The sequence below is a fragment of the Tannerella forsythia genome (assembly GCF_001006485.1).
Taxonomy (GTDB): Bacteria; Bacteroidota; Bacteroidia; order Bacteroidales; family Tannerellaceae; genus Tannerella; species Tannerella forsythia.
The window spans coordinates 1-26,397 of record NZ_JUET01000093.1; the positions used below are offsets into that span (position 1 = coordinate 1).

The 26,397-nt window shown below is 47.8% G+C and carries 19 protein-coding genes and 2 pseudogenes; 8 read left to right on the forward strand and 13 right to left on the reverse strand.

The window, feature by feature from the left end:
- The first annotated feature begins 96 nt into the window (after nucleotides 1-96).
- Together Tanf_RS09255 and Tanf_RS09260 are read left to right on the forward strand one after the other, a co-directional pair.
- The gene (locus Tanf_RS09255; protein ID WP_236684421.1) at nucleotides 97-762 is read left to right on the forward strand and encodes a nucleotidyl transferase AbiEii/AbiGii toxin family protein; all 666 of its coding nucleotides are present in this window, start codon (nucleotides 97-99) and stop codon (nucleotides 760-762) included.
- Nucleotides 763-779: 17 nt separating this feature from the next.
- Complete coding sequence (locus Tanf_RS09260) at nucleotides 780-1,676, forward strand: PfkB family carbohydrate kinase (protein ID WP_046825675.1); 897 nt, start codon at nucleotides 780-782, stop codon at nucleotides 1,674-1,676.
- A 628-nt stretch (nucleotides 1,677-2,304) separates the two neighbouring features.
- On the opposite strand, the gene Tanf_RS09265 is transcribed toward Tanf_RS09260, so the two are convergent.
- The 8 genes and pseudogenes from Tanf_RS09265 to Tanf_RS14385 form a co-directional block, all read right to left on the reverse strand.
- Nucleotides 2,305-2,535, reverse strand: a complete 231-nt coding sequence (locus Tanf_RS09265; protein WP_046825676.1) for a hypothetical protein — start codon at nucleotides 2,533-2,535, stop codon at nucleotides 2,305-2,307.
- Nucleotides 2,536-2,539: 4 nt separating this feature from the next.
- Nucleotides 2,540-2,794 carry a DUF8466 domain-containing protein gene (locus Tanf_RS09270; protein WP_046825677.1) on the reverse strand — a complete coding sequence of 85 codons (255 nt, stop codon included), beginning with the start codon at nucleotides 2,792-2,794 and terminating at the stop codon, nucleotides 2,540-2,542.
- 13 nt (nucleotides 2,795-2,807) lie between these two features.
- Nucleotides 2,808-2,969: pseudogene (locus tag Tanf_RS14380) on the reverse strand (PcfJ domain-containing protein); the annotation flags it as partial.
- A complete protein-coding gene (locus tag Tanf_RS09275) occupies nucleotides 2,970-3,407 on the reverse strand; it encodes a PcfK-like family protein (protein WP_046825678.1) in 438 nt (145 codons plus the stop codon). It lies immediately after the preceding pseudogene.
- 17 nt (nucleotides 3,408-3,424) lie between these two features.
- A complete protein-coding gene (locus Tanf_RS09280) occupies nucleotides 3,425-4,015 on the reverse strand; it encodes a hypothetical protein (protein ID WP_046825679.1) in 591 nt (196 codons plus the stop codon).
- Nucleotides 4,016-4,027: 12 nt separating this feature from the next.
- Nucleotides 4,028-4,310: pseudogene (locus Tanf_RS09285) on the reverse strand (hypothetical protein).
- Between the two features lie 11 nt (nucleotides 4,311-4,321).
- Nucleotides 4,322-4,540, reverse strand: a complete 219-nt coding sequence (locus tag Tanf_RS09290; protein WP_046825681.1) for a hypothetical protein — start codon at nucleotides 4,538-4,540, stop codon at nucleotides 4,322-4,324.
- A 12-nt stretch (nucleotides 4,541-4,552) separates the two neighbouring features.
- Nucleotides 4,553-4,762, reverse strand: a complete 210-nt coding sequence (locus tag Tanf_RS14385; protein ID WP_074451941.1) for a hypothetical protein — start codon at nucleotides 4,760-4,762, stop codon at nucleotides 4,553-4,555.
- A 931-nt stretch (nucleotides 4,763-5,693) separates the two neighbouring features.
- Here Tanf_RS14385 and Tanf_RS09305 point away from each other — a divergent pair.
- From Tanf_RS09305 to Tanf_RS09340, 6 genes are all read left to right on the forward strand, one after another.
- Nucleotides 5,694-8,795: a SusC/RagA family TonB-linked outer membrane protein gene (locus tag Tanf_RS09305; protein ID WP_046825684.1), complete on the forward strand. Its 3,102-nt coding sequence runs from the start codon at nucleotides 5,694-5,696 to the stop codon at nucleotides 8,793-8,795.
- Between the two features lie 24 nt (nucleotides 8,796-8,819).
- Nucleotides 8,820-10,679 (forward strand): RagB/SusD family nutrient uptake outer membrane protein, encoded by a 1,860-nt coding sequence (locus Tanf_RS09310; RefSeq protein WP_014224610.1) that lies wholly within the window; start codon nucleotides 8,820-8,822, stop codon nucleotides 10,677-10,679.
- A 36-nt stretch (nucleotides 10,680-10,715) separates the two neighbouring features.
- On the forward strand, nucleotides 10,716-11,183 hold the full coding sequence (locus Tanf_RS09315; RefSeq protein ID WP_014224609.1) for a DUF5018-related domain-containing protein: 468 nt from the start codon (nucleotides 10,716-10,718) through the stop codon (nucleotides 11,181-11,183).
- A 740-nt stretch (nucleotides 11,184-11,923) separates the two neighbouring features.
- Entirely contained in the window at nucleotides 11,924-15,151 is a 3,228-nt protein-coding gene (locus tag Tanf_RS09325; RefSeq protein WP_236684422.1) for a SusC/RagA family TonB-linked outer membrane protein, read from the forward strand.
- A 22-nt stretch (nucleotides 15,152-15,173) separates the two neighbouring features.
- Entirely contained in the window at nucleotides 15,174-17,192 is a 2,019-nt protein-coding gene (locus Tanf_RS09330) for a RagB/SusD family nutrient uptake outer membrane protein (protein WP_046825687.1), read from the forward strand.
- Between the two features lie 820 nt (nucleotides 17,193-18,012).
- Nucleotides 18,013-18,570 (forward strand): hypothetical protein, encoded by a 558-nt coding sequence (locus Tanf_RS09340; protein WP_046825689.1) that lies wholly within the window; start codon nucleotides 18,013-18,015, stop codon nucleotides 18,568-18,570.
- A 202-nt stretch (nucleotides 18,571-18,772) separates the two neighbouring features.
- Here Tanf_RS09340 and Tanf_RS09345 read toward each other — a convergent pair whose 3' ends face one another.
- The 5 genes from Tanf_RS09345 to Tanf_RS09365 are packed head-to-tail and all read right to left on the reverse strand — an operon-like array spanning nucleotide 18,773 to nucleotide 26,318.
- A complete protein-coding gene (locus Tanf_RS09345; protein ID WP_046825690.1) occupies nucleotides 18,773-20,125 on the reverse strand; it encodes a glucoamylase family protein in 1,353 nt (450 codons plus the stop codon).
- Nucleotides 20,122-20,928: a carboxylesterase family protein gene (locus Tanf_RS09350; protein WP_046825691.1), complete on the reverse strand. Its 807-nt coding sequence runs from the start codon at nucleotides 20,926-20,928 to the stop codon at nucleotides 20,122-20,124. The genes Tanf_RS09345 and Tanf_RS09350 overlap by 4 nt, the downstream gene beginning before the upstream one ends.
- 8 nt (nucleotides 20,929-20,936) lie before the next feature.
- Nucleotides 20,937-21,728, reverse strand: coding sequence for a LamG domain-containing protein (locus tag Tanf_RS09355; protein WP_161794960.1), 792 nt, complete (start codon nucleotides 21,726-21,728; stop codon nucleotides 20,937-20,939).
- 19 nt (nucleotides 21,729-21,747) lie between these two features.
- Entirely contained in the window at nucleotides 21,748-23,289 is a 1,542-nt protein-coding gene (locus Tanf_RS09360) for a RagB/SusD family nutrient uptake outer membrane protein (protein WP_046825692.1), read from the reverse strand.
- A gap of 11 nt (nucleotides 23,290-23,300) precedes the next feature.
- Nucleotides 23,301-26,318, reverse strand: coding sequence for a SusC/RagA family TonB-linked outer membrane protein (locus Tanf_RS09365; RefSeq protein WP_046825693.1), 3,018 nt, complete (start codon nucleotides 26,316-26,318; stop codon nucleotides 23,301-23,303).
- Nucleotides 26,319-26,397: the final 79 nt, after the last annotated feature.

Genomic DNA, 26,397 nt, shown 5'->3' on the forward strand with positions numbered 1-26,397 from the left:
GGTTAAAAAACTTAGGACGGTAGTAATATTATCCAAAGTGATGGCAAAAAGTATCCCTGATAAGCAATTAATAATCAGTCGTGCAAAAGTCGTACTTTGGATAATATTTTACTTGCGATAAGAAAACTTATCGCAAGTTGTGATAAATACTCGGAGGACATTGACCTGGTGCAAGTGCAGGCAGAACCCATCAAAGAAACGATAGACCATCTAAGGGATGCGTTAGCTTGGCTGGGCGAGCCGGTGATAAAGCAGAAGAAGCATAACAATACGCTGGTGTTCAAGGTGCAACCGACGGATATGGATGCGGGCGAGATTCACTTGAAGGTGGAGATTAACTGCAAGGAACATTTCTGTGTTTTTCCAATGGTAAGAGTACCTTTTGCGGTGGATAGTTCGTGGTTCAAGGGTGCTTGCGAGGTGCTGACGTATGAGTTGGTGGAGCTGACAGGGACGAAGCTGCGGGCTGTGTATCAGCGGAGAAAAGGACGTGATTTGTTTGACCTGTGGAAGATACTGTCAATGCACCCCGAGTTGGATAAAGGGAAAGTTATGGAAAGCTATGAGCGGTATCTGGGCTTCACGGCATCGCACCTGCCTACGTACAAGGAATTTGTGCTGAATATGGACGAAAAGCTACAGGATGAGGAATTCTTGACGGATACGGAAATGATTCTTGGGCCACAGGTGGAGTATGACCCTCAGGTGGCGTGGGAAAAGGTGAAATCGAAGTTGGTGGAGAGGCTTAATCCTGAAGCTTGAAACTTGATACTTGAAACATGGAACTTGAAACAAATAATATCATAGTTGGTGCAGGCCTGATAAGTCTGGATGTGTTGATTTGGGACGGGCAAAGAGTTCCCTTATCCTATTACGTGGGTGGCACATGCGGTAATGTGATGATGATTCTCTCCCACATGGGGTGGGATGCCTATCCCATAGCCCGTTTGGACGGTACGAAAGACGGAGTAAGAGTGTTGGATGACATGAAAAAGCATCGTGTACACACTGATTTTGTCTCTACCCAAGACGGTAAGACTCCGGTGATAGTGCAGCATAACTTCATTAACAAGGACGGTGTTCCCACGCACAAGTTTGAATCGCGCAACAATATCGGGCGGTTCTATCTGGACTTCAAGTCGCTGACGCTGAAACAGGCGAATGAGGTGATTGAGAGGATAGACTTTGTGCCAAAGGTATTCTTCTTTGACAGGGTTTCACCCGCCATCTTGAAGCTAGCCACCACATTCAAGGAAAAGGGTTCAATGATATTCTTTGAGCCTTCCAGCAGAGGAGGTAATGTCAGCCTGTTCCACAAATGTGTTGAGGTGTCTGATATAGTCAAATTCTCGGAACAGAGGATAAAAGACATTGACCAGTTTATAGACTATAAGGATAAGCTGTTTATCCAGACGCAGGGGGCAAAGGGATTGAGCTACCGCTTGGATTTTGGTTGGAAGCACCTAGACCCCGTTGTTAATGAGAAAGTGGTGGATACCGCTGGTGCGGGCGACTGGACAGCGGCTGCTTTGATTAATAATTTGTTCAAAGACAAAGTAATGTTTGGAATATGTGATCTCTTAGAATCGGATTTGGAAACAGCTCTGAAAGAAGCACAGAAAGTAGGTGCTGAGAGTTGCTCTTATGAAGGGGCGCGTGGCATGATGCAGCAATGAAACAACTAAAGGACGGAGATATAGATGAAATAACAGCGAAAAATCAATACGAGACCAAAAAAGAATTCTATGTTTTCAACTCCATTTGAGGAGTTTTTCAATTACTTGTCGTAAATTTGCACTTGCTTGTTGAATTCGCATTACGTCAATGAAAGTTAAATATGTTAAATATTCGCCAATTTAACTCCAATCAGATTCAATGATTTCACTTTTCTACCGTTTAATATGTAATCCATTGAAATAAAATAACTTACAAACACTGTCACTAATCTATTTTCCTCAAAATTGATTGGTAATGACAAATGCGAATACAATGTATTCTCTCATTAAAGACGAGCCTGATATAGATTGGGGGGATGATTTGGATTGGGTTAAATTTACACTATTGTGCGAGGAATCAGACGAAGGCAAGGATTACTTGAAACTTGCAAAGAAAGGAGTTTTATGTCATGGGTATGCTGTGCGAGGTAACTTATACTATGCTAATTGGGGCTTTTTGTTACTTTTGAGCCGTCTCAACTCACCGTCAAAAGTAACGAGGTGTTTTTCATCGGGGTTTCTTTGCTCCTTTCTTTGTCCGCCTAAAGCTCACGAAAGAAAGGAGCGGTCGGCAAATCTGCCGACCGCTTTACTCCGTCCGTTCTTCTTGAACGGTTATTCGTCCCGTCCTTACTTCGGGGTGCATGGAGAAAGCCCAATTGATTTCCTCATCAGGAAGGGTGCTGTGAATGTTTCCACCCATTACCATTCCGCAATCTTGAATTACCTTTTGCCGTGCTTCTTCTCTGCTCTCGGCAAGCACCTCAAAAACTCCCTCGAAAATGTACTGCGTTCGTACTCTGTAAACTTTCTTCTTCATATTCTCAAAATTCAGCAATTAGTAATCTGCGTTCCATCGGCTCGCCATTCGATAACCTGCGGTGGGTAAACCAAAAATGATGTGTGCCGTAACCATAGGTAAAGAACTTGTCAAGTTCCGTTTCTTCGGCTATCCGCTTGACGGCTGCCCTCAGTTCCTTTTCATTGGTAGATAAGGAAATGGCATTGATTACCCTTACAAGGATATGGGGTATTTCCTCCGCCCAGTTGCATACGATGCTTTCTATTTCTACTTTCATTGCTGTGATAGTTTTATGGTTTATACTTTATGCTGTTTTGTCTCATTCGCTGACGGATTAGCCGTTTGTTGGCATTGACAAGGTTCACGATTTGGTCGTGATATTCTGTGTTTTGATTGCATACGCCACGACTTTGCATCACTTTAAGCGTGTCCAGATTGACCTCAATCGTTTGTTATTGTACTTGGCATAAGTGCCTACATAGATGCGTGCTTCGTTCAAATCCATTGCTTCCATTTTCCTTTCGTTGTTTTGCGTTACGGCTCTTTATTTTGGAGAGTTCTTCACGTTGGTACTGCTCTACGGCTCTCTGTCTGGCTTCCGCTTTCTCCTCCTCCGTGAGTTCGATGGTGTGGTTCACCACCACCTTGCAGGAATTGGGCTTGCCTACTTCTATGTCGTCCTCATCATAGTAATACACTGCCATAGAGTAGATTTCATCGTCCGGAAATCCCGAACAACCGCTTTTCTGCACCTCGTTGAGGATATAGGTTACACACTCGTCTATGTTCTTGTTCTCTTTGCGGAAATTCTCCGCAAAGAGTTCATCGTATGATGCTCTCGTTTCCAAATAGTTTTGAATAACGTCCTTGAAATGTTCTGTACCTTTCATTGTCTTTGATATTTTAATCAGTTGAATAATGTTCCGTTGGATAGAAATTCGTAGTTGTTGGCTTCGCAACTCTCGGCAAAGGCTTCCTCGCTGAGTTGGTATTTCATATCGTCCCTGCAAGCCTTGAAAAAGCCGTTCAAGCACTTGTTCATAAGTTCGTAAAGGGTGGTGTTGTCGGGGGCTTTCAGAAAGTCGTATATAGGCTGTAATATCTCATAGTCCATATAATAGCCCGTCAAAACACAATCATTGGTGACGAATACACGGCTCTTGCGCTTTGTCTTGTAATTGTGTCCCCAAATGGTTTTGGGTATATACAAGTCGTTCCAATAGTTATTGACAAGGTATTTCAGAAGTCTAACCCCTTTCAAATTATCTTCTTCCTCTCTGTAATGAGAAGTGAAACGATACCAATAGGAATAATCATCGTATGACCATCTGTCCACCTTGATATTGAATATCTGTTCAAAGGCTTGCAATGTCTTTCGGTTTTCTTCGTCCCAACCATAGTCGAAATGTTCCGCCCAATGGCTGTGTGCCTTTGCTTGTGCCTCTCTTGTCAGTTCGTGGAGGTTATAAACTTCGTATGTTCTTGTTTCCGTTCTCATATCCGTTTGATGTTATCGGGTTGTATTATTGATGATGTCTTCTCCATTGTCCACAAAGACCTCGATAAGTCGGTTTCCCTCCGTTTTCCTCTACGGATAAGCTTTCGGAGGTGTCATATAATGTTTCTCCGTCCGTAATGATGACTTTCTCGTTGTCCTCAAAACAGAGAACGTCCTCACCTTGCCACGACTTGACAAGAGCAACGGCTTCCTCATAACTCTCGGCTGTTATATCAAATCGGGTGCGTTCCCAGCAAGTAACCTTTCGGTCTTGGTAAAAACTGAATGTTTCCATAATTCCTATATTTAGATGGTTGCTAAAATGATTTCTTGGATATGAATAGGTTCAACTTCTGAAAAGAGATAGAGTATAAACTCCTTTCTGTCCTTCCGATTGAGTTCCTTGTATAGTTCCCCAAAGGCGGATATATTTCCGTACTGGAAAACCGATACCATATACTCGAAGATGTTGTCCACTTCGTAGTATTTGCATTGCTGTGCGATAGTTTTGCTTCTTCTTTTCATATATCTGTCTGTTTAATAAATGAATAACCAAAGTATTGCCCCAATGATGAGGGCATAAGCCAAAATGTATGCGGCGATTGCCAAAGCAATGGTAAGGAGTAGCCGAATGAGGAATTTCCCTGCACATATCCCTACCAGCCAAAGCCAGAGGCTTCCGCCCCAAAGGAGAGAGCCTGCGAGTGCAAGTGTCCCCCAAATTGATATTTTGTATCTCAGTTTCATCTTGTCTGATTTTTTTTTATTTTATCCCGGATTACGCGATAGAAGAAATAAGAATGAATTTAATTCAGGCCTTCAGCCCTCCGAACAAGGTCCGGATGTCGATACCCCACCCTTGCGGGATGGGGCTGAAATAATTCGGGCTTTCAGCCCTTTCGGGTAATGGTTATGCGTGTTACACGCCGAATCATGTACCCGGCATGACAATTAACCATTGACAATTAACCATTAATAAACAGCCCTGAAAGGGCGAGATAATTCAGCCCAATGCGGAGCGTTGGGGAAAAAAGCAATATCCCCGTTGGGAGGGCTGTAAGCCTGACGTAACCATTGTCATACATTTGCACATCCATTATTAATGGTAAACACCAAACAGGGGATCGCATAATTTGGGTTAAGCATGGGTCATGCATCACTCTCTACATACAAAAAAATGTTATATAGCATATCGCACTACGGGAGACATTAAAAAAATTTACCCTATCTTTGTAGCTTTAGCACACTAAAAAGAGAATGAATTTCGATACATTTAACGAGTCGTATTTGTCGATCCCGAGAAGTTATTTTACGGCGAAACAAAACGCCCTTGATTTTTTAATAAATATTAATAACGGGGGGGGGTGTATTTAAAAACTTTTGTTTATTAAATAACACTTCTTCCGAATCATTCTTTTTCCCTTCTAATATTTTCATCATCTTTTTTTCATATGGTTTCCGGCCGGCAGCCGGTCTGCCAACTTTGTTTTTTAATCGGGCTAAATCGTCGCGGCATGCTGTGCGGATGAGGGGGGAGGACTCTCCTCTCCACAAGGTATGGCTTCACGACGTGCGAAGACTCCCCGTTTTCCCGAATCATTTCCATACGCTGCAGTTTTCAACTGAAACTGAAATCGACGAACTATCATCAATTATATAACGAATCAATTAAAAAAGCATGAGAAGAAAAAAACTTTTTGGAGCGAGAAGCTTGCTTACACTCTTTCTGTGTATCTCGGCGTTTTCGCTCTCGGCGCAAACGATTACGGTGCGAGGTACCGTAACCGATGATGGCCATGAACCGGTTATCGGGGCTACGGTCGTAGTAAAAGGAGATCCGTCGAAAGGTACAATAACCGATTTGGACGGGAATTATGTGTTGAACGATGTGCCTTCCGATGGGATATTGACTTTCAGCTATGTAGGGCTTCAGCCACAGGATGTCCGCATAGAAGGACGCACGACGATTAATGTAGAGATGAAGAGCGATACGAAACTGCTGGACGAAGTGGTTGTCGTAGGATACGGTACAACGTCGAAACGGAAGACGACCTCGGCCGTATCGCAAGTCAAAGCCGACGAACTAGCTAAGGTACCCGTGCCTAACATCACACAAAGTTTGGCAGGCCGTGCGCCGGGGTTAATCGTACAGCAATCAGGCGGTGGAGTCAACACCAAAGCCTCAATCTCGATACGTGGTGGTGGCAGACCGTTATACGTTATCGACGGAATCATTTGTGAAGAACGCGACTTTCAAAACCTGAACCCCGAAGACATCGATCAGATGTCTGTTTTGAAAGACGCTTCGGCAACAGCAGTCTACGGTGCGCGTGCGGCCAATGGCATTATCCTGGTTAAAACGAAAGAAGGTAAAGCAGGCAGAATCAATGTAGACTATAATTTCAATTATACCTTAAGCCAACCAGCCTATTTAGCCGAAAAACTCGATTCCTATACCGCGGCACTCTACGTAAACCGCGGCTTGCAATACGACGGCCGTGCTCCGCAGTATACGGAAAAAGATCTGCAGCTGTTTAGAGACGGTACTGATCCGCAAGGCCATCCGAATACGGACTGGCATAAGTTGACCATGCGTACCTTCTCTCCGGAAACACGACACAATCTTGCAGTTACCGGAGGTACCGAAACGATGAAGATATACGCCGGTCTGGGTTATTATAATCAGGAATCGATCTATCGTACCAATGCTAATAATATGCAACGCTACAACCTCCGAACGAATATTGAGGCCGATATTAAATCAATTGGTCTGAAAGTGATTTCCGGAATTGATGCCTATATTGTCAATACCGTCGAACCGGCTACCACAGACGGTCGCGGTTACTACTTCACCTGGTCACACATCCAAAACAAACGACCGATGGAAGCAGCATATAATCCCTTCGGACAAATATACAGCGGAACGACTGATAACCCGTTGGTGGATATCAGTAGCGATGGCGGATATTATGCTTCGAAGGAAAATACGGTCAGAGCAAATTTGAATCTTGAGTGGAGCCTTCCCTGGGTTACCGGATTAAAGATGAAAGCTATCGGAAGTTATGGCGTCGTTAACGACCGTTACAAATCATGGAATAAAAGTGCTCTGACGTACGATTGGGAAGGTAAACCCGCGACTCCGGGTAAACCGAATCTGAAAAAAGAAGCGAATCACCGCGACAATTTCAATGTGCAGCTCCTTGCCGACTATGCACGTACATTCAGCGAAGTACATACTATCGGTACAACCCTTGGCATGGAAGCCAGCGGCCGTGATTATGACAATCTGGAAGCATCACGTAAAAACTATCTCTTCGACGTAGATCAAATGGGAGCCGGGCCAAGCAGCACGATGGAAAATGGTTCAGGCGAAGGCGCCGGCGAACGCCGTGCCGCTTTTATCGGACGTCTTAAATACGATTACGCTTCCAAATACATGGTAGAACTCAATTGCCGTCATGACGGTAGCGACTATTTCCCGAAAGGCAATCGTTGGGGAACATTCTTCTCCGGCTCATTGGCATGGATGGCTTCGGACGAATGGTTCTGGGAAAACCTGAACCTGAACCGAATCTTTAATTTGTTTAAAATTCGCACTTCGTATGGTGAAATCGGTCAGGATTTTTTAGACCAAAACGGAGACGGCGTAGCCGACCGCTATACTTATCTGACTTCATACGGATTGAATCAGCGTGGCGCATACATCGGCAGCCAATGGGTGCCCGGCTTCAGCGAAGGGTCCTTAGTGAGTCCGGATATGACATGGTATACGACGAAAGACTTTAACATCGGTTGGGATTTCGCGTCGTTGAACAGCCGTCTGTCCGGTTCGGTCGATTACTTTGCCAAAATAACGACAGGGTATCTGGCTACTCCTTCGAACATTGGATATACCTCTCCGCTGGGTAAGAATCTGCCCGTTGTGAAATCAGACGGTGAAAACATCCGACGCGGTTTCGAATTCGTATTGCAATGGAAAGATAAAATCGGTGACTTGTACTATGGCCTTTCATCCAATATGACGTTATATGACGAGCGTTGGAACAGAAACCCCAACGAAGCGGAAACATCGTTGAAGAACCCGTACAAACGGAATACGCAGGTAGGCCCCAATTCAGGCAATCTATACCGCAATCTGGGGTATTACCGTAACTACGAAGATGTACTTAATTCACCGAAACGCAACGGTTCTGTCAATCTGATGGCAGGAGACTTGAAATACTACGACTTCAATGGTGACGGTAAGATAGACGGTGATGACCAAATACGTTCGGGCGCCGGAAATAAACCGAGAGCGAACTTCGGCTTTGCTGCCGATCTGAGCTATAAAGGCTTTTATATGAATATGCTTTGGCAAGGCGCAAGCAACTATAACTTCTACATTGCTTCAATTCTTCAAGGAGGAAACAGTAATTACCTGCCGGTAATCTACAAATTCCAAACCGATATCTGGGCACCGGACAATACGGAAGCTCTGTATCCCCGTCAGCATGCTTCGGCAGGTTATAACGGAAACAATAACTTTGTCGGCTCCGACTTTTGGTTGGTCAACGCGCATTATCTCCGCCTCAAAAACATGTCAATCGGTTATGATTTCAAACATAAATGGCTGAAGAAAACAGCTTGGCTCTCCAAGTGCGTTTTATCCCTTTCCGGATATAATCTTCTTACTTTCAGCCCGGCCAAAAAACATGAATTCGACCCCGAGGCCGGCGAAGGGACAGGATATACGTATCCAGTTTCAAGAGTGTATACCGTCAGTTTAAATATCGGTTTTTAACTAATAAACTAAAGATATAAAGAAATGAAATACAAAAATTATATGTCAGTCCTCCTCTTCACAGGAGTAATCGGACTGCAAAGCTGTGAAAGTTTTCTGGATACGTATCCCAAAGAAAGCTATGGTGACAATACGGTATGGACAAGTCAGGGAACTGTCGATGCGTTTGTTGTCAGTAATTATGGCCATGCCTGTGATCCTTACCTGAACTTTGCAACTTGGGATAAGACTTTTACCAATAATATGGTCAACTGCCGTACCTCTTGTCCGAACGAAGCCAGAGGATTGATGGAAAACACGTACGGTTGGGGATTGAACGACCGTTTTGGAGCGATTCGTAACTGCAACCTGATCATCGAAAAAGTGGCGGAATCTTCCGTATTAGACGAAACGTATAAGAAACGTTACACGGCCGAAGCCAAAATGATGCGAGCGATGATCTATTATGATCTGGCACGCAAGGGCGGACGATATATTTGGGTGGACAAGGTGCTGAAAACAAATGACGAATTTAACATTCCACTTACGAAAGACATCGTGGAAAGTTATAGTCATATCTTGAAAGACCTGCGTGAAGCCATCCCGAACTTGCCGACGAAAGTCGTCGCCGGACGTTTGAATAAAAATGCCGGACTCGCATTCCTGTCCGAAGTTTGTCTTACAGCTGCGGCCTATACGAATGACGCAGCTGCGTTACAAAACGGAAAGAGCCTTTATCAGGAAACCGTCGATGCCGTCAATGCCATCTCCCATGTTTCGTTAGACCCTAATTACGAAAACATGTTTAATCAGAACGGCGCGTATAGTTCTCCCGAAATCATTCTGGCTCGATACTGGAGTGCAGACAATACACAGATGATGCACACCGATATGATTAACCTCGTCTCGAACGTACTGAACAGCAAATTAGAAGTTACCAATTGCGGACCGCTCTTTAAAAAAGCCGACATCTTTGAATGCTGGTTGGACCATACTCCGAGCCAAAATCTCGTAGACGACTATTTGGTCGTTGATCAGAAAAGCGGAAAAGCTGTTCGTTGGTATGAGGCTTCGCAGTTTACAGAAAACACGAAACCGTTGAGCCGTGCCGAAGCATTGTCGAAAATCGAACATAAAGAGGAAGCGGAACTCGTAGAAGGACATTTCAAGGCTTTCGAAGTGAAGACACCGGGAACGAATATCAGCGATCTGATGTATAAACATCGTGACAAACGTTTCGATGCATCCATCATTCATGACGGATCGGTGTTCCTGGGCGAAGACATTACCACATACAGTCATGGCAATACGAGCCGCTGGGCTACTGCACGCTATGCAGCAGACCATGTACCGTTGACCAACTACGCTACGCGTAAATATATTTATACCAATATGACTCCACGTCCTTTTTACAATGTCTATACGAACTATCATAAGATATTGTTCCGTTACGGACGTGCATTGTTGAACAAAACGGAAGCTTTGCTCCGACTAAATAAAGTATCGGAAGCTGTCACCGTGCTGAATCAGACCCGAACGGTACATGGGGGGCTACCTGCTTCGCAGGCCTCAACAGCAGCAGAAACATGGAAAGATTATAAAATCGAACGTCGAGTGGAACTGTTCTGGGAAGGCGACTTTTATTTCAGTCTCTTACGCTGGGGTAAGTATGGTCACGAAGCGAATGATGGTAAAGCACCGGGAAGCGTAATCGATGAGTTGAAACAACCGGCTACGTTTGTCGAAATTAAAACGGATCGTTCAGCAATGTATGTCGGACAGGTGCAATTGCAAAACAATCAACGCAGATTTGACGTCCGTTCTTATCTGTTCCCAATAACCAAATCGGTTATTCAAGCCAACTCAGCCATATCGGATGCGGATCAAAATCCGGGCTGGGAATAATTCGTCAGATTATGAATTGATAAAAAAGATACTAAAATGAAACATACAGTAAGTAAATGGTTGGTAATGCTTTTATGCATACCCTTTGTAATAGCATGCGATTGGGAAGAACTTCCGGCATACGAAGAAGCTGAAATCAGCGCCGTACAGTTCTATTATCGTTGGGCGAGCGACATCAAAGACCCGATTACAGGAGAACCTGTCGTGAAAGAGCAACGATTGGATACGTCGAACAAGGTCGATCAGACAAAAGCGACGATTGAGGTCACGGTAACAGTTCCTGATGCAAAAGGAGATTTCAATGAAACGATACGTTCTCAGGTGTCGGCCGGTAAATTATGGGGACAGGTAACTGTTTCTACTGCTGCACGTATTACTCCGATTGAAGGAAGTGCCCCGCTGGGAACCCCGGACAATTGGAGCCAGGAACGTAAGTTCCGGGTGACAGCTGCTAATGGAAAGAATAAAGACTGGACGATCAAAATCGTACAGTTTAGGAAGTAAAAAACAATTCTAAAAATCAAGTAGGAGGAAAACCTTTTTCATTTTCCTCCTATTTTCATTTTCCGGGCTCTCACACTACCGCACGTGGGGGTGGGGTTTTGCATTCGGTTTCTTGGCAAAGGTGTCTCATATGGGCAATATGACACCCACCTCTGTCTGAATGTACTCTTCTGCTTCCTCTTTGCACTCTCCTATTAGTTTCGACATGCAACCTCTTCATGCATACATCACTCTCCACAAAAAAAATGTTATATAACATATAACGCCACGGGGAGCATTAAAAAAAATTACTCTATCTTTGCAGCCTCAACACACTAAAAAGAGAATGAATTTCGATACAAACGAGTTGTACTTGTCAATCCCAAGAAGTTATTTTCCGGCGAAACAAAACGCTTTCAACTTCTTAATAAATATTAATGACGGGGGGGGGGGTATTTAATAAACTTTTATTTATTAAATAATACTTCTTCCGAATCATTTTTTTTCCCTTCTAATATTTTCATCATCTTTTCATATGGTTTCCGGCCGGCAGCCGGTCTGCCAACTTTGTTTTTTAATCGGGCTAAATCGTCGCGGCATGCTGTGCGGATGAGGGGGAGGACTCTCCTCTCCGCAAGGTATGGCTTCACGACGTGCGAAGACTCCCCGTTTTCCCGAATCATTTCCATACGCTGCAGTTTTCAACTGAAACTAAAATCGACGAACTATCATCAATTGTATAACGAATCAATTAAAAAAGCATGAGAAGAAAAAAACTTTTTGGAGCGAGAAGCTTGCTTACACTCTTTCTGTGTATCTCGGCGTTTTCGCTCTCGGCGCAAACGATTACGGTGCGAGGCATCGTGACCGATGATGGCCATGAACCGGTTATCGGGGCTACGGTCGTAGTAAAAGGAGATCCGTCGAAAGGTACAATAACCGATTTGGACGGGAATTATGTGTTGAACAATGTGCCTTCCGATGGGATATTGACTTTCAGCTATGTAGGGCTTCAGCCACAGGATGTCCGCATAGAAGGACGCACGACGATTAACGTGGAGATGAAAAGTGATACGAAACTGCTGGATGAGGTGGTAGTGGTAGGGTATGGCACCCAGAAGAAAGTCAACGTGACGGGAGCTGTCAGCATGATTAATGCCGACGCTATCGAAGCACGTCCCGTGGCCAACGTATCTCAGGCTCTGCAGGGAGCTATTCCGGGCCTGAATTTGACTACCAGCTCCAATGGCGGCGACCTGAACACCGCTATGCGTATCAACATCCGCGGTACGGGTACCATCGGCGATGGCTCTGTGGACAGTCCGCTGATTCTGATCGACGGTATCGAAGGCGATATGAACACGCTGAATCCGAACGACATCGAGTCGGTCTCCGTATTGAAAGATGCCGCTTCGGCTTCTATCTACGGTTCGAGGGCTGCGTTCGGTGTCATCCTCATCACAACCAAGAGCGGCAAGTCCGGAAAGGTGAAGGTGAACTATTCGGGCGACATGCGCTTCAGCACCGCCACCCAACTGCCCGATATGGTAGACTCTTATTCCTTTGCCTCATACTTCAACCGGGCTTCCGTTAATGCCGGAGGTCCTAATCAGTTCAACAAGGAAACCATGGAAAGGATACAAAAATTCCTGCGTGGCGAATACACAGACCCCTCCAAACCCGAATATTACGGCACAATAGCCGATCCCAAAAGCGGAAAATGGAAAGACTATACCGGCGCATTTGCCAACACCGACTGGTTCAGCGAGTTTTATAAGAAAAACGTTCCTTCTACCCAGCACAACCTCAGCTTGAGCGGAGGAACGGAAAAGTTCAACTGGTCGGTCAGCGGGAGTGTCCTCAACCAGAACGGTCTCATCCGCCACGGACACGACGAGCTGAACCGCTACACCATGAACAGTAAACTCTCGGCCGAGCTGGCTAAGTGGGCACGACTGGAATACTCCATCAAATGGACGCGTACCGATTTTGAAAAACCCCAATACCTTACGGGGCTCTTCTTCCACAATATCGCACGCCGTTGGCCTACCTGCCCCGTCAAAGATCCTAACGGACATTGGTTTGAAGGTATGGAAATCGCCGAGCTGGAAGATGGCGGTATCTATCAGGAACACAAAGATCACTTCACCCAGCAGGTGAAGTTTACCTTCAACCCGATCACAGGCTGGAACATCTATGCCGAAGGCGCCATGCGCACCCAAAACGAAAAATTCACCCGGAATGTCATTCCTGTCTACCATTACTATGTGAACAATACGCGGTTTATGCGCGATAGCGGCTATGGATCAACAACCTCCGTTTCCGACAATCGCTTCCGGCAGAATTACTACGCAGTCAATATGTACACCGACTACGTTCGCAGTTTCGGCAAACATAACGGTAAGCTGTTGCTGGGTGTCAACTACGAACGCTATGATCAGGACAACTTGTGGGGCAGCGGCACCGATCTGACCACCTCTAACAAACCTTACCTGAGCCAGGCGCAAAAGGATAAGAAAAATGGCGATTCTTATTGGAACCGTGCCACGGCCGGTTACTTCGGCCGGTTGAATTATGACTACGACGGTAAATACCTCCTTGAAGCCAATATCCGCTACGACGGTTCTTCACGTTTCGTGGGTGATAAGCGCTGGGCCTGGTTCCCCTCCTTCTCCGTAGGATACAACATTGCTCGCGAAGACTTCTTTGAAAAACTGACCGACAACATCAGCCTGCTGAAGCTGCGCACTTCGTGGGGGCAATTGGGTAACACCAGCTCCAGATATGACAGCTTTTGGGATTGGTATCCTTTCTATCAGCAGCAGAGCATCTCCTCAGCCAGTGGCGGATGGCTCATCAACGGTGAAAAACCCAATACTGCCTACATTCCCGGCATCGTTAACAGTAGTATGACTTGGGAAACGGTAGAAACGTGGGACGTCGGTCTGGATTGGGCTGCGTTCAATAACCGCTTGACTGGCTCGTTCGATTGGTACAGCCGCACCACCAAAGATATGATCGGCCCTGCTCCGCGACTGGGCTCCGTATTGGGAACCAACGCTCCCAAAACCAACAACTGCGATATGCGTACTACCGGTTGGGAACTGGAAATAGGCTGGCGCGACCGGATACGCGACTTTAAGTACGGCGCACGCCTCAATCTTTCCGATGCACGTTCTAAGATTCTGAGATATCCCAATGAAACAGGAGATATTTACAGTTATTATAACGGGAAGTATCTCAACGAAATCTGGGGATACGAAAGTGTCGGCATTGCCAAAACCGATGCCGAAATGGCCGAGTGGCTGAAAAAGAACAAACCCAATTGGGGCAGCAACTGGGGAGCAGGCGACGTAATGTTCAAGAACCTCGCAGACCGCAAGGATGCCAGTGGTAAAATCATCGACGAAGGTATTGTAAACAGCGGAAACAATACGTTGGACGATCATGGTGACCTGAAACGCATCGGTAACTCTACGCCGCGTTATCGCTTCGGTCTCAATCTGGATGCCGAATGGAAAGGCTTCGACTTTTCCATCTTCTTCCAAGGTGTGTTGAAACGCGACTGGCATTTCGGTTCAGGCGACCCCTACTTTTGGGGGGCAGTGGGCAATGTGTGGCAAAGCGCAGCCTTTAAAGAACACATGGACTATTGGACACCGGAAAATACGGGAGCTTATTATCCGAAACCTTACTTTGGAGAAATCCGGAAGAACCAAGTTACACAGACGCGCTACCTGCAGGATGCTTCTTACATCCGTTGCAAGAATCTCCAGTTCGGGTACTCGCTGCCGCAGTCCGTTCTCCATCCCTCCGGTCTGAGCAACTGCCGCATCTATGTATCGTGCGACAATCTGTTCACCCTCACCAGACTCTCCAGCATCTACGACCCGGAAGTATTCGGCAGTTATGGAGACGAAGGCTGGGGAGCAGCCAAAACCTACCCGTTGCAAAGAACTGTTTCAGTGGGTGTAAACCTCAGTTTTTAATCATCTAAAGAAAAAAAAACGTATGAAAATCAATATAAAATATCTAAGTCTGTGCACGATACTGGGAACCGTTTCCATGGTCTCCACCTCGTGCAACGATCTGTTGGACCTGGATCCGGTGAGCCAGATTACGCCCGAATCCTACTACAACAACGCTGACCAGCTGGCTTCATACCTGAACAGCTACTACGACGGTTTTTTACAGTTGCCTTTCAACGGCGGCATGTATCACGATGTGAATGTATGGAATGACGGTCTGGCACGCTCCGACCGGAATACCGACATCTTTGTGCAGGATGTGAACGGAAATACGAGACTTTTCTCCAATGGACACTGGGAAGTGCCTGCCGGAAAGAGCCTGCAAGGCTACTATGGAAACTTCCGTATCTGCAACTACTTCCTCGAGAGGGTCATTCCGGCTTATGAGGCTAAGAAAATCAGCGGTGACGACGTTCTTATTCGCAACTATATCGGTGAGGCCTATTTCCTGAGAGCCGTCAATTACTTCAATACGATGGCCAGATTCGGCGACCTGCCTATCGTTACCACTGTTTTGGAAGATAATGATGCGGCCATCATAGAAGCCAGCAAGCGGGCGCCGCGCAATGAAGTGGCACGTTTTATCCTTGCAGATCTGGACAAAGCCATCGGTTTCCTTGCCGACCGTGGAAAATTCAAAGGACAGCGCATTAATAAAGAGACAGCCCTGCTGTTCAAGTCGAGAGTGGCTCTTTTTGAAGGAACATTCGAAAAATACCACAAAGGCTCGGGACGCGTGCCGGGCGATGCCAACTGGCCGGGAGCCAAGATGGCGTACAACAGCGGAAAGTCTTTCGATATCGATGCCGAAATACGCTTTTTCCTGACCGAAGCGATGAACGCAGCCAAGCAAGTGGCCGACAAAGCAGAACTGACGGAGAATACTCACACCATGAATCCCGCAAACGGAACCGTTTACGGATGGAACGGCTATTTCGAGATGTACAGCCAACCATCGCTGGCAAACGTGCCTGAGGTATTGCTGTGGAAAGAGTACAGCTCGGCGCAAAACATCAAGAACGATGTCCCACATCGCGTCAAGATAGGATGTGCCGACGGTTATACCCGCGTCTTTGTCGAGACTTTCCTGACCAAGAAGGGGCTTCCCATCTATGCGGACGATACGTACAAGGGTGACGTGTCGATAGACGATGCCAAGGCCGGACGCGACGAACGCCTGCAACTCTTCGTATGGGGAGAAAGCAACATGCTCGATTCCGATCCGAAAGCCCCTACTGCCGGTACTGCCTTTACCAAACCTGACATTACTACAAGTGTAAGCGAAAAACGTGCCATCACCGGCTATCAGCCGCGCAAGTATTACACTTACGACTATAACCAGACGGAAAACGACGAACGCCGGGGTACCAACGCCTGTCCTATCTTCCGTTCTGCCGAAGCACTCCTGAACTATATGGAGGCTTCCTATGAACTGAACAAAAGTTTGGATGCCACTGCCAAAGGTTATTGGCAGAAGTTGCGTGCACGCGCAGGGGTAAGTACGGATATCGATGCCACGATTGCAGCTACTGACTTGACGAAAGAAAACGACTTCGCAGTCTATTCAGGTACGGCAATGATAGACAAAACCCTCTACAATATCCGTCGTGAACGCATGGCCGAACTCTTCAGCGAAGGACAACGCTTTCCTGACCTGATACGCTGGCGTGCCTTCGATCGCATGATTACGACCAAATGGATTCCCGAAGGTGTCAACTTCTGGACCGAAACCTATAAAAAATACGGCGACTTGAAAGCCGACGGATCGGCCGAAGCCATCGTCTCAAGCAAGGACCTGAGTATCTATCTGCGCCCTTACAGTCGGAGCATGCAAAGTACCAACGAACTGCGCGACGGGTATAACTGGCACGAGGCATACTATCTCTATCCCATCGGGAACGAAGATTTACGCTTGGCTTCTCCGGATAAGAAAATAGAAACAAGTAATCTTTATCAGAACATCTACTGGCCGACAACCGGCGGAGCACACGCCGAGAAATAAAAACCGGACATTGTCTGTTTTGAGAAAGCACATTAAAACACTTTTGTAAGCTTTCCTTCAGGCACGGGTTACACATATTTTCGCGGATGATGAATAGCCGTGTTGATCTGTGGAATCCGTGCCTGCTTGTTTTGCTATCACTTCTTTTCATGCAAACCGAGTACGAAAAAAACGAGGTTTTCCTCCCACTCGGTTACGTGAATCTCGCTAACCTCATCGAACATGCAAAACAGTTCGGTCATTTTATCCTTGACAATCCTATAAGCGGCCTCTTTAACTCATTCTTTCCTAAGAATAAAAAATCGCATGATTACCAACTTTTATCCCAAATTACGCGATACCCTGTTTGGCGTTTACCATTAATAATGGATGTGCGAATGTACGACAATGGTTACGTCAGGCTTACAGCCCTCCCAACGGGGATATTGCTTTTTCCCCAACGCTTCGCATTGGGCTGAATTATCTCGCCCTTTCAGGGCTGTTTTTCAATTGTTAATTGTCAATGGTTATTTGCCGGGTACATGATTCGGCGTGTACCGCGCATAACCATTAACTATTGTCCGAAAGGGCTGAAAGCCCGAATTATTTCAGCCCCATCCCGCAAGGGTGGGGTATCGACATCCGGACCTTGTTCGGAGGGCTGAAGGCCTGAATTAAATTCATTCTTATTTCTTCTATTGCGTAATCCGGGTTTATAAGAATTTTTATCCCGAACTCACATAAAAAATGTACCTTTGCGAAAAAATTCTAAGAGGGAATTCATGAGGAAGGTACGACAGCAATGAGACAATAGATAAATCAACACTTAAAAAAAGAAAATATGGAAACAGAAAAAAAAGATTATCCGGTGAACCTCTATGCATATTATGAGGCAAACAGTGACATTGAAAAAAGAACAAACGGGACAAAGAAGATTGTCTACTATGTATTGGCAGCCATCTGTTTGTTGCTGATCATCTTCCCTTCCATTCTTCCGCTTTCCTCTTCCCTGATTCGTGTGATTGGTGTAATCGGGCTGTTATATTTTGGTTTTGTGGCTTATTTCGGTGGCGAAGCATACTACAACAAGCAGAGTGGTGGCAAGATTGTAAAGAGCGCTGTGAAGAAATTCGATTCTTCGGCTGTGAGCGAAGAAGCACTTTTGCAGATGTTCGAGGCCGGTGATTTCAAAGGTCTTGCTGATGCGGCGGAAGCGAACAATCAGCCCCTGCAACTCTATATTCACGAAGATGCGACAGGAAAAGTCTTTTATTTGCAACTGATGAAATATTTTTCTTCTTCCGATTTCAGAGGGATGAGTGAAGTCAGAGAAGTGCGTGAGCCCGAATATTCCGAAGTGTATTCGACCATCAAAAGTATCCGAACCACAACTTCCTAAGTGACCTGATTCGTTGTATTATCACCTGATGTTGTGATCTTAAGGATGGCATCGTCAATCATAAAAAAAGAGAAAGGAAAGGATAGTACTTTTCCTTTTTCTTTTTTTATTGCTTTCGGGTAAAAATAAATCAAATATGTTACTTCCTTTTATCCACCGTTATTACAGGTATTTTCTCCTTATAGCGGCTCGCTCTTCGGTTTCAAACAGCAACTTCAAAGCCCAACTTCTTCAGTCCTTCGCGTATTTCGGGGGCGTTCATAAATAAACGCCAGAGCAGTCCCGTACGATGATTTTCGATCATCGGAGCAATGGTCAGCTGATCGATGGCCAAATAGCGTTTCGGATACCAGCCGTGCCCGATGCTGAAGGCATCGTAAAAGCCATACGCCCCCCAGATACTGTCTCCAAGAGTAAAATAGAAATGACGCAGAGCCTTCATCGATTCGTCGGGGGTATAGGGGAAGCTCGACAGCGCCGCCGTAGGGGTGATGACTCCCGGATCGGTCTGCATCGGTCTGTGCGCCGTGTAGCCATTAACCGTGTAGCTGGCCGTCAGTCCCCAGCAGTTCTCGCCGTATCCTTTATGCCCTTGCGGGTTCTGCACGCAGTAGGCATAGTTGATCAGCGCCTGATTACGGTTCACCTCGCCATAATCGGCATACCGGTCTTTCAGTCCTGTCGGGTTCAAGCCGATGTAAGAGTAATGTGCCCAGAAGAGAGGTCCTCCGTAGCCTTCGGCACCGTTATGTTTGACCCGCAACGGTAGCCCGTAAGCAACGGACTCGCTGCGAATACCTCCGCCACGTGCCCATCCGTTGTGGTAAGCCGAAGCCGGAATGGGATGTGTGGGCGACGAAGCCGCAAGAATATATGTGATCAGGCACTCGTTATACCCTTCGAGCGGGAAGTTCATCTGCCATTCGTGTGTGGGACTCCAGTGCCAGTACAGCACATCCTTACCGTTCAGATACCAGTCCCACTCCATCGCATGCCAAAGTGTATCGATCTTCTGCGCCAATGCACGTTCCGACGCATTCCCTTCCTTGAAATATTCACGTATGCACAAGAGGCCCTCCATCAGAAAAGCGCTTTCGACAAGGTCGCCCCCGTCATCTTTCGAGCTGAACGGCTTTACTTTTCCGGTCTTTCCGTAGATCCAGTGCGGCCAGACACCGTGAAACCGGTCGGCACGCGCCAGATAATCGACGATACGGTGAAGCCGCCCGACACACGTATCGCGCGGGATAAATCCCCGCTCAACGGCGACTAACAGCCCTGCCAGGCCGAAGCCGCTACCGCCCGTAGTCACGACGTCGGCATCGTTCTGCGGATAAACGCCGTCTATATGAATGCGTTCGGGAGCCAAGCCCGATGTCGGCTCGGCTCCGTCCCACATATAATTCAAGTGCGTTCGCTGAATATAATCGAGGAACGCGTCGTCGTCGGCAAATGTCAGCAGACGTTGCTCGGCCGGGAGTGTCTCTTTCTCCGATTTTTTATCGCATCCGACTGTCAGGCAGAGGCACAGGAAAGCTGCGGCTATTGCTCTCATAAGCCTCCTCCGTCCGGTTTGCGCTGTCCGAACAGCCACGAGAAGTAATCGGGCTGGCTGAACGCCGGGTACCAACTGCCGTGATCAACGCCGGGAAACTCAATGTATTCCGCCTCGATGCCAGCCTTCTTTAACGCCAGATAAGCCTCGCGCGAAAACTCTACCGGCACGACCGAATCGGAATCTCCGTGGTAGATACGGAATTTTGTCGATGTCACAAGTTTCTCTAATCGCCCGGTATGTATGCCTCCGCAGATGGGGATCGCGGCAGCAAAGAGATCAGGGTAACGGCAGACAAGATCGAACGTACCCATGCCGCCCATCGACAGCCCCATCACATACACGCGACGGGGATCGACAGGGTATTCGGCCATCGTCCGGTCAAGCAGCTCCTTCACCAATGCGAGCGGTCGTGAGATTTCAGTGTCAATCGGAAAAGGATTGCCGTCTTTGAAACCGTCGGGACGTAGCGGCGTAGGCCAGTAGCGATCTTCCGGACATTGAGGGAACAATACGAAGGCGGGGTATTGTGTTCGGTTAACGGGATTGGTAAAAAGCATGCCTCCGTGAAACAGTTGTTTCTCATTGTCCGAGCCGCGTTCGCCCGCTCCATGCAGAAAGAGCACTAACGGATACGTTTTACCTTCGGCTACGTTTTCAGGTTTCAGACTGCGATAAAGCAGCGAGTCGCCGCTCTTCGATACATACACGTCGCTCTCATACTGAGGGAATTTCTTCTGAGCGGAAATCCACTGCATGCTGCAAACACAGCCTAACAGCAAGATGCAGATTCGTTGTTTCATAGTGTGCGTTATTTATTCATTAACTGTTTGATTTCGGAAGCACTCAATGCTTTGTTGTAGATACGCAGCTCGTCGATCAGGCTGTGATCGGAGAGGTGGTTCCACTCGTTGAAGCGCGGTGACCCCGAACCGATAGACATCAGATCGCAGCCGTCCCAGCTGATGCGGGTCAGGTTTGTGGCGGCCACCTCTTCACCGTCAAGGTAAAGGAAAGCCTTCCCTTCGGTCAGCACCAGCGCAACGTATTTCCATGCGTTCGTCTCCGGATCAAGGTCGGCCTTAGCGCCACCGTCTAACCAGCTATCGGCCGTTCCGTTGCCCACATTGGCCTTGATGCGCTGCTTCGCACCCGCTTTTTCGCGGAAGATACGGAAGCCGGCTTTGCGGTTATTTTGTTTGTCGGCAGGTTTACCTTCCGTCTTGGGAGCAAGCACGAGCAGACCGGCACGGTCGGGCACAGGATTGAGCTTGTACCAGAACGCAAACGTCATCGACGATCCTAACGGCGCGGCCAGATTGGCCACGTCAAACGTAAGATAGCTGTCTTTGGCCCCTGTATATGCTTTACCTTTTTTTCCGTCGGTCAGTGAGGGTGTTCCTGTCGGTAAAGCCTCAGAAAGACTTTGGTATTCTTCAAAATCCTTGTCGAACGACAGGTAGAAGATTTGTCCGTCGGCACCGAGCGGCGGAGGTGTCGGCTGCTGCGGATAGTCGAACGGCGGGTCTTGCCCCAAGTCCTGAAAACACGACGTCAGCAACAAACCGGCCAACGCGATTCCCATATACATTGTCTTTTTCATAAGGTCTTGTTTTAATCGGTTAGTAATTCGGATTCTGTTTGAGTACGCCATTCGACTTGTCGACTTCCGTCTGCGGCAAAGGCAGTAACGCATGCTTGTCCTGATAATTCGTTTTGCCGGCCGCATGCAACACTTCGCGGGCGATGCCCCAGCGCACAAGGTCGTAGAAACGGTCGAACTCCATGCCCAGCTCCACCCGGCGTTCGTGACGGATGGCTTTGCGCATCTCGGCCGGATCGGTTGTCGTTACTTTCGGCAGAACAGCAGCATTGCTTCCCCGGGCACGAGCGCGTACCATTTCGAGGTATTCCATCGCTTCGCCTGTTTTGCCCGTCTCATTGGCCGCTTCGGCCGCCATAAGTATGACGTCGGCATAGCGAATCAGGCGGATGTTATACCAGTGGCCACTCTTTGTGTAAGTGGCACGCAGCGTAGGATCGGTGTATGCTTTCTTATTATAGTATTTATTGACGACGGAAGCATTGGCAACAGGCCGCTCGCCCCACGGTTTGTTAGGCTCAATCGTATTCGCGTCTTCGCCTGTCTTGACGAAGTAGAGCAACGTCTCGTCCTTGCGCGGATCGCCTTTTTCAAACGCATCAGCCAACAACTGAGTCGGCGTATGCCAACCCCAGCCGAGATTCCATTCGCCGGAGCCACGCACGCCCTGCACCTGTGCAAACTGGCTACCGATGTCGTTCGAACCCGGTTGTGATGGAGTCGCCGTACATTGCAGCTCAAAGACGGATTCGCTGCTGTTCTCACCCGATTCACGGAAGATCTTGTCGTATGGCGTATTCAGGTTATACAGGCCGGACTTGATTACTTCCGTGGATGCCGCATACATATTCGTCCAATCATTGCGTTGCATGTAGGTCCTTGCATGCAGTGACCGTGCGGCGCCCCAGGTCAGACGACCGGTGTATACGGCCGGCCACGTCTTGGGCAGATGCGCTTCGGCGGCGGTCAGGTCGGCGTCGATCAAAGTGTAGATATCTGCCGCGGGAGACTTCGGAATATTCGCCTCTTCGGCCTTGTTCACTTTGAAATCAATTTTGGGCACGTCGCCGAACGCACGCACCAGATTGAAGAAAGCGAAGGCACGGAAGAAATGCGCTTCCGACTTGTTGATGCGGTCACCATCCGATAGGGAACCTTTTTCCTTCTCGCTCTGCTCGATGTCGGCAATGACTTTATTGGCTAAGATAATCAGCTCGTAGTTCCCGGTCCAGTAGCCGGCAATCAGTCCGTTTGTTGCAATGTATTCAAAGTCGTCGAACATCTTGCCGTGTGCCGCGCCGTCGGAGGCCGTACTGCCTTTTTCGGCATCTTCGGAACGGAAGCAATGCACTGCCAGTGCCGTTGTTCCGCTTGTTACGCTAAACCCGCGCATCTTGGCGTACAAGGTAAAGACATCGGACTGAAATGATCCGCCACCGCTTTCATCGCCCTGTATCCACTCTCCCTGCGGACGCTGATCTAACAGGTCGGTGCATCCGCCCGTCAGCATCGCAAGGCCTGTTGCGAGTATTCCTATGATATTTCTGATAGAATGATTCATAATCGATGTATTTAGAAAGTTAAGTTAAATCCGAAAGTATAAATCACCGGCATGGGATACGTTCCTCTGTCGATACCCGATTCCAAGGCCGAGCCTTTCATCTCGGGCGTGTATCCCGTGTTACGTCGCCATGTTTTCAGGTTCTGAATATTCGCATACAGTCGCAGCGACTTCAGATGCAGCTTGCTCAACAGTGCCGGATGGAGTTTGTATCCGAGCTGAACGTTACGTATGCGGAAGAAACTGCCGTCTTCGATGAAATAGTTCGAATTTAGCAGATTCAACGCCCGCGACGGGTTCAGAATCGGCTCCCAGTTGGACGTACCTTCACCGTGCCAGCGGTTCATCCGCGAGGTAAGGTAGTTTAACTGAGCATACGTCGGGTCATCCCAGGTCCGGTAGATTTCGTTGCCATAGACTCCCATCATGTCGACGCCCAGATCGAAGTTTCGATATTCGAGGTTGACGTTGAAACCGTAGGTAAGGTCGGGTGTCGGATTACCGATCATCGTACGGTCGTCCTGCGTGATCACGCCATCGCCGTTCACATCCTTAAATTTCAGGTCGCCGGGTGCCGGACTGCCGACTTTATTCGGGTAGTAACGCTTCACGTCTTCTTTGTTCTGGTATACGCCGATAACCTGATAACCGTAGAAGTGTGCCACAGGATACCCTTCCATCGAACGCGAGATGCCTTTCGGTCCTTCAAAGATGGCATCCTCGGGGCCACGTCCGAGCGAAAGCACCTGATTGTCGATTGTCGTCAGGTTACCTGATACGGTGTACTTCAGCCCGCTTTCCCCGATCTTATCCGACCACGAAGCTGAAAGCTCCATGCCCCGGTTACGGATCTCTCCGAGATTTTCGAGCGAATTTTTCGCCCCCGAGAAACCCGATAACAAAACAATAATATCTTTCGTTACCTTGTTATAATACACCGGCTCAATACGAAGCCGATTCCCGAAGAAAGCAATCTCGAGACCGGCCTCCCATGCGTGCGTTTTCTCCCACGACAGATTACGGGGCAGATACTTCAACGAATAGCCCGCGATGATGTTGTCGCCGAAAACAGCGCTGCCCGAGTTCTCCAGTCGAGGATATGTAGGATAATGGAATCCTCCGGTATTCTGGCTTCCCAACACTCCCCACGAGCCTTTCAACTTCAGGTAATCGATCATCGACTGATTTTTCATGAACGCCTCTTCCGAAACGACCCAGCCTGCACCGAGCGAATAGAAGTTCTCCCACGTGTTGCCTACCGAACGGAACACCGAAGCGCCGTCGCGACGGTACGACACGTTGAGCAAATACCTGTTCTGATAGCTGTATAACGCCCGAAGCAGGTACGACATGGTAAAACGGCGGTGTTGTGCACCTTCGTTCGACGAGGCTTTCGCATCAATCGAGGAAATCCACCATTTATCCTTGTCATTATCGGGAATCGAAAAGATGATATCATTAAGATGTTGTTCTCTTGCGCTTTCCAGCAGCGAATATTCGGTATAATTTGTGGTTAATCCGGCCATCGCCGTCAAGCTGTGTCCGCCCGACGACAAGTCGTAAGTCAGAATATAGTCGCTTTGTGCGACGGTACGTGTCGATTTATTTTGCGATACCGATTCGCGGTCGGTCAGATTCTCTTTGCCTGCAACATCGGGATTGTACACATAAATAATCGGACTGAATCTCCGCACTTCCCCTACGGCGTAATCCAATGAGAAGGTAGTTTTAAATTTCAGATTTTTCAGAAGATCCACCTCGCCGTAGATATTTCCGGCCACCCGGTTGTTTACGCCGACCGCATGTCCGGCTCGCGTTTCCACGTCGATCATCGGGTTCCACACCTGTGCCCGCTGAAAATCAGGGAGCGTATGCAGCAGGCCGGTTTTCTCATGATAGACCGGAGCAATCGGTGCGGCCCGGATGGCTCCCGATACGCCTTTGGCATCGGACGGCCATGTACGCGAACCGTTTACCTGAAATCCGAAGCGCAAAAAATCAGTCACCTGATAATCGCTGTTCAGGTTAGCCGTTACCTTCGAGTACTTTTCATGCAGAATATTGCCTTCCTCCGATGTGTAGCCGAGGCCTAAGTAGAAACGGTTCTTCTCGCTGGCGCCCGTGATGCTTACATTGTGGTTCGTCATAAAACCCTGCCGGAAGATCACGTCCTGCCAATCGGTATCGGCATTCCATTTCGCATAGTCGTATGCGCCCAGTCCCTGATTGACTCGCTGTTCATCATATAGTTCGCGGAACTGAGCGGCATTGGTCATCGACATCCGGTCGGCGACATTTCTGAATCCGAACGATGAGTTGATGTTCACAACCGTCTGCCCGGATTTGGCGCGTTTCGTATTCACGATAATCACCCCGTTGGCGCCGCGAACACCAAAAATCGCGAGTGATGAAGGGTCTTTCAATACTTCCATCGACTCGATATCGGCAGGGTTCAAATAGTTGATGTTGTCAGAAAACAGTCCATCCACAACATACAACGGCGCATATCCGTTGATCGAGTTTGTACCGCGGATACGAATCTCCGGATCCTGTCCGGCATGTCCGGCATTGACCACCTGCACTCCCGCAAGTTTCCCCTGTATGGAAGCCAATGGGTTCGTCGACGGACGATCGGCAAACTCGGCGGCTTTGATACTGACGATCGACCCGGTCAGATCACGCTTCTTGGCGCTTCCGTAACCGATAACCACAACTTCGTCCAATACCTGCCGATCCTCCGACATCATCACATCGATACGTGAGCGTCCGTTGACGGCCTGCTCCACCGTCGTCATACCGATATAACTGAAGACCAACGTTGCCTGAGCCGGAACGTCGGATAACGTGTACGAACCGTCGATCCCGGTCACGGTCCCATTTGTCGTACCTTTTACCAGAATACTGACACCAATAGCGGGCTCACCCGTGGCTTGCTCCGTTACAACGCCCGAAACGGTTATGCGTTGCTGGGCAAAAAGCCATAAGGGCATCAGCAGAAAACTAAAAACAAGTAGCGATTTACTTTTCATGGATATTCTTTTTTTAATGTTACTGCAAACAATCCGATTTTTTCACAAAAAAACCGATAATCCCCCTACTACCCAAAAA

What these genes read in the sequence shown, in the direction of transcription:
- Tanf_RS09260 (WP_046825675.1), top strand. Translation starts at nt 780, where the DNA reads ATGGAACTTGAAACAAATAATATCATAGTTGGTGCAGGCCTGATAAGT.
- Tanf_RS09265 (WP_046825676.1), bottom strand. Translation starts at nt 2,535, where the DNA reads ATGAAGAAGAAAGTTTACAGAGTACGAACGCAGTACATTTTCGAGGGA.
- Tanf_RS09270 (WP_046825677.1), bottom strand. Translation starts at nt 2,794, where the DNA reads ATGAAAGTAGAAATAGAAAGCATCGTATGCAACTGGGCGGAGGAAATA.
- Tanf_RS09275 (WP_046825678.1), bottom strand. Translation starts at nt 3,407, where the DNA reads ATGAAAGGTACAGAACATTTCAAGGACGTTATTCAAAACTATTTGGAA.
- Tanf_RS09280 (WP_046825679.1), bottom strand. Translation starts at nt 4,015, where the DNA reads ATGAGAACGGAAACAAGAACATACGAAGTTTATAACCTCCACGAACTG.
- Tanf_RS09290 (WP_046825681.1), bottom strand. Translation starts at nt 4,540, where the DNA reads ATGAAAAGAAGAAGCAAAACTATCGCACAGCAATGCAAATACTACGAA.
- Tanf_RS14385 (WP_074451941.1), bottom strand. Translation starts at nt 4,762, where the DNA reads ATGAAACTGAGATACAAAATATCAATTTGGGGGACACTTGCACTCGCA.
- Tanf_RS09305 (WP_046825684.1), top strand. Translation starts at nt 5,694, where the DNA reads ATGAGAAGAAAAAAACTTTTTGGAGCGAGAAGCTTGCTTACACTCTTT.
- Tanf_RS09310 (WP_014224610.1), top strand. Translation starts at nt 8,820, where the DNA reads ATGAAATACAAAAATTATATGTCAGTCCTCCTCTTCACAGGAGTAATC.
- Tanf_RS09315 (WP_014224609.1), top strand. Translation starts at nt 10,716, where the DNA reads ATGAAACATACAGTAAGTAAATGGTTGGTAATGCTTTTATGCATACCC.
- Tanf_RS09325 (WP_236684422.1), top strand. Translation starts at nt 11,924, where the DNA reads ATGAGAAGAAAAAAACTTTTTGGAGCGAGAAGCTTGCTTACACTCTTT.
- Tanf_RS09330 (WP_046825687.1), top strand. Translation starts at nt 15,174, where the DNA reads ATGAAAATCAATATAAAATATCTAAGTCTGTGCACGATACTGGGAACC.
- Tanf_RS09340 (WP_046825689.1), top strand. Translation starts at nt 18,013, where the DNA reads ATGGAAACAGAAAAAAAAGATTATCCGGTGAACCTCTATGCATATTAT.
- Tanf_RS09345 (WP_046825690.1), bottom strand. Translation starts at nt 20,125, where the DNA reads ATGAGAGCAATAGCCGCAGCTTTCCTGTGCCTCTGCCTGACAGTCGGA.
- Tanf_RS09350 (WP_046825691.1), bottom strand. Translation starts at nt 20,928, where the DNA reads ATGAAACAACGAATCTGCATCTTGCTGTTAGGCTGTGTTTGCAGCATG.
- Tanf_RS09355 (WP_161794960.1), bottom strand. Translation starts at nt 21,728, where the DNA reads ATGAAAAAGACAATGTATATGGGAATCGCGTTGGCCGGTTTGTTGCTG.
- Tanf_RS09360 (WP_046825692.1), bottom strand. Translation starts at nt 23,289, where the DNA reads ATGAATCATTCTATCAGAAATATCATAGGAATACTCGCAACAGGCCTT.
- Tanf_RS09365 (WP_046825693.1), bottom strand. Translation starts at nt 26,318, where the DNA reads ATGAAAAGTAAATCGCTACTTGTTTTTAGTTTTCTGCTGATGCCCTTA.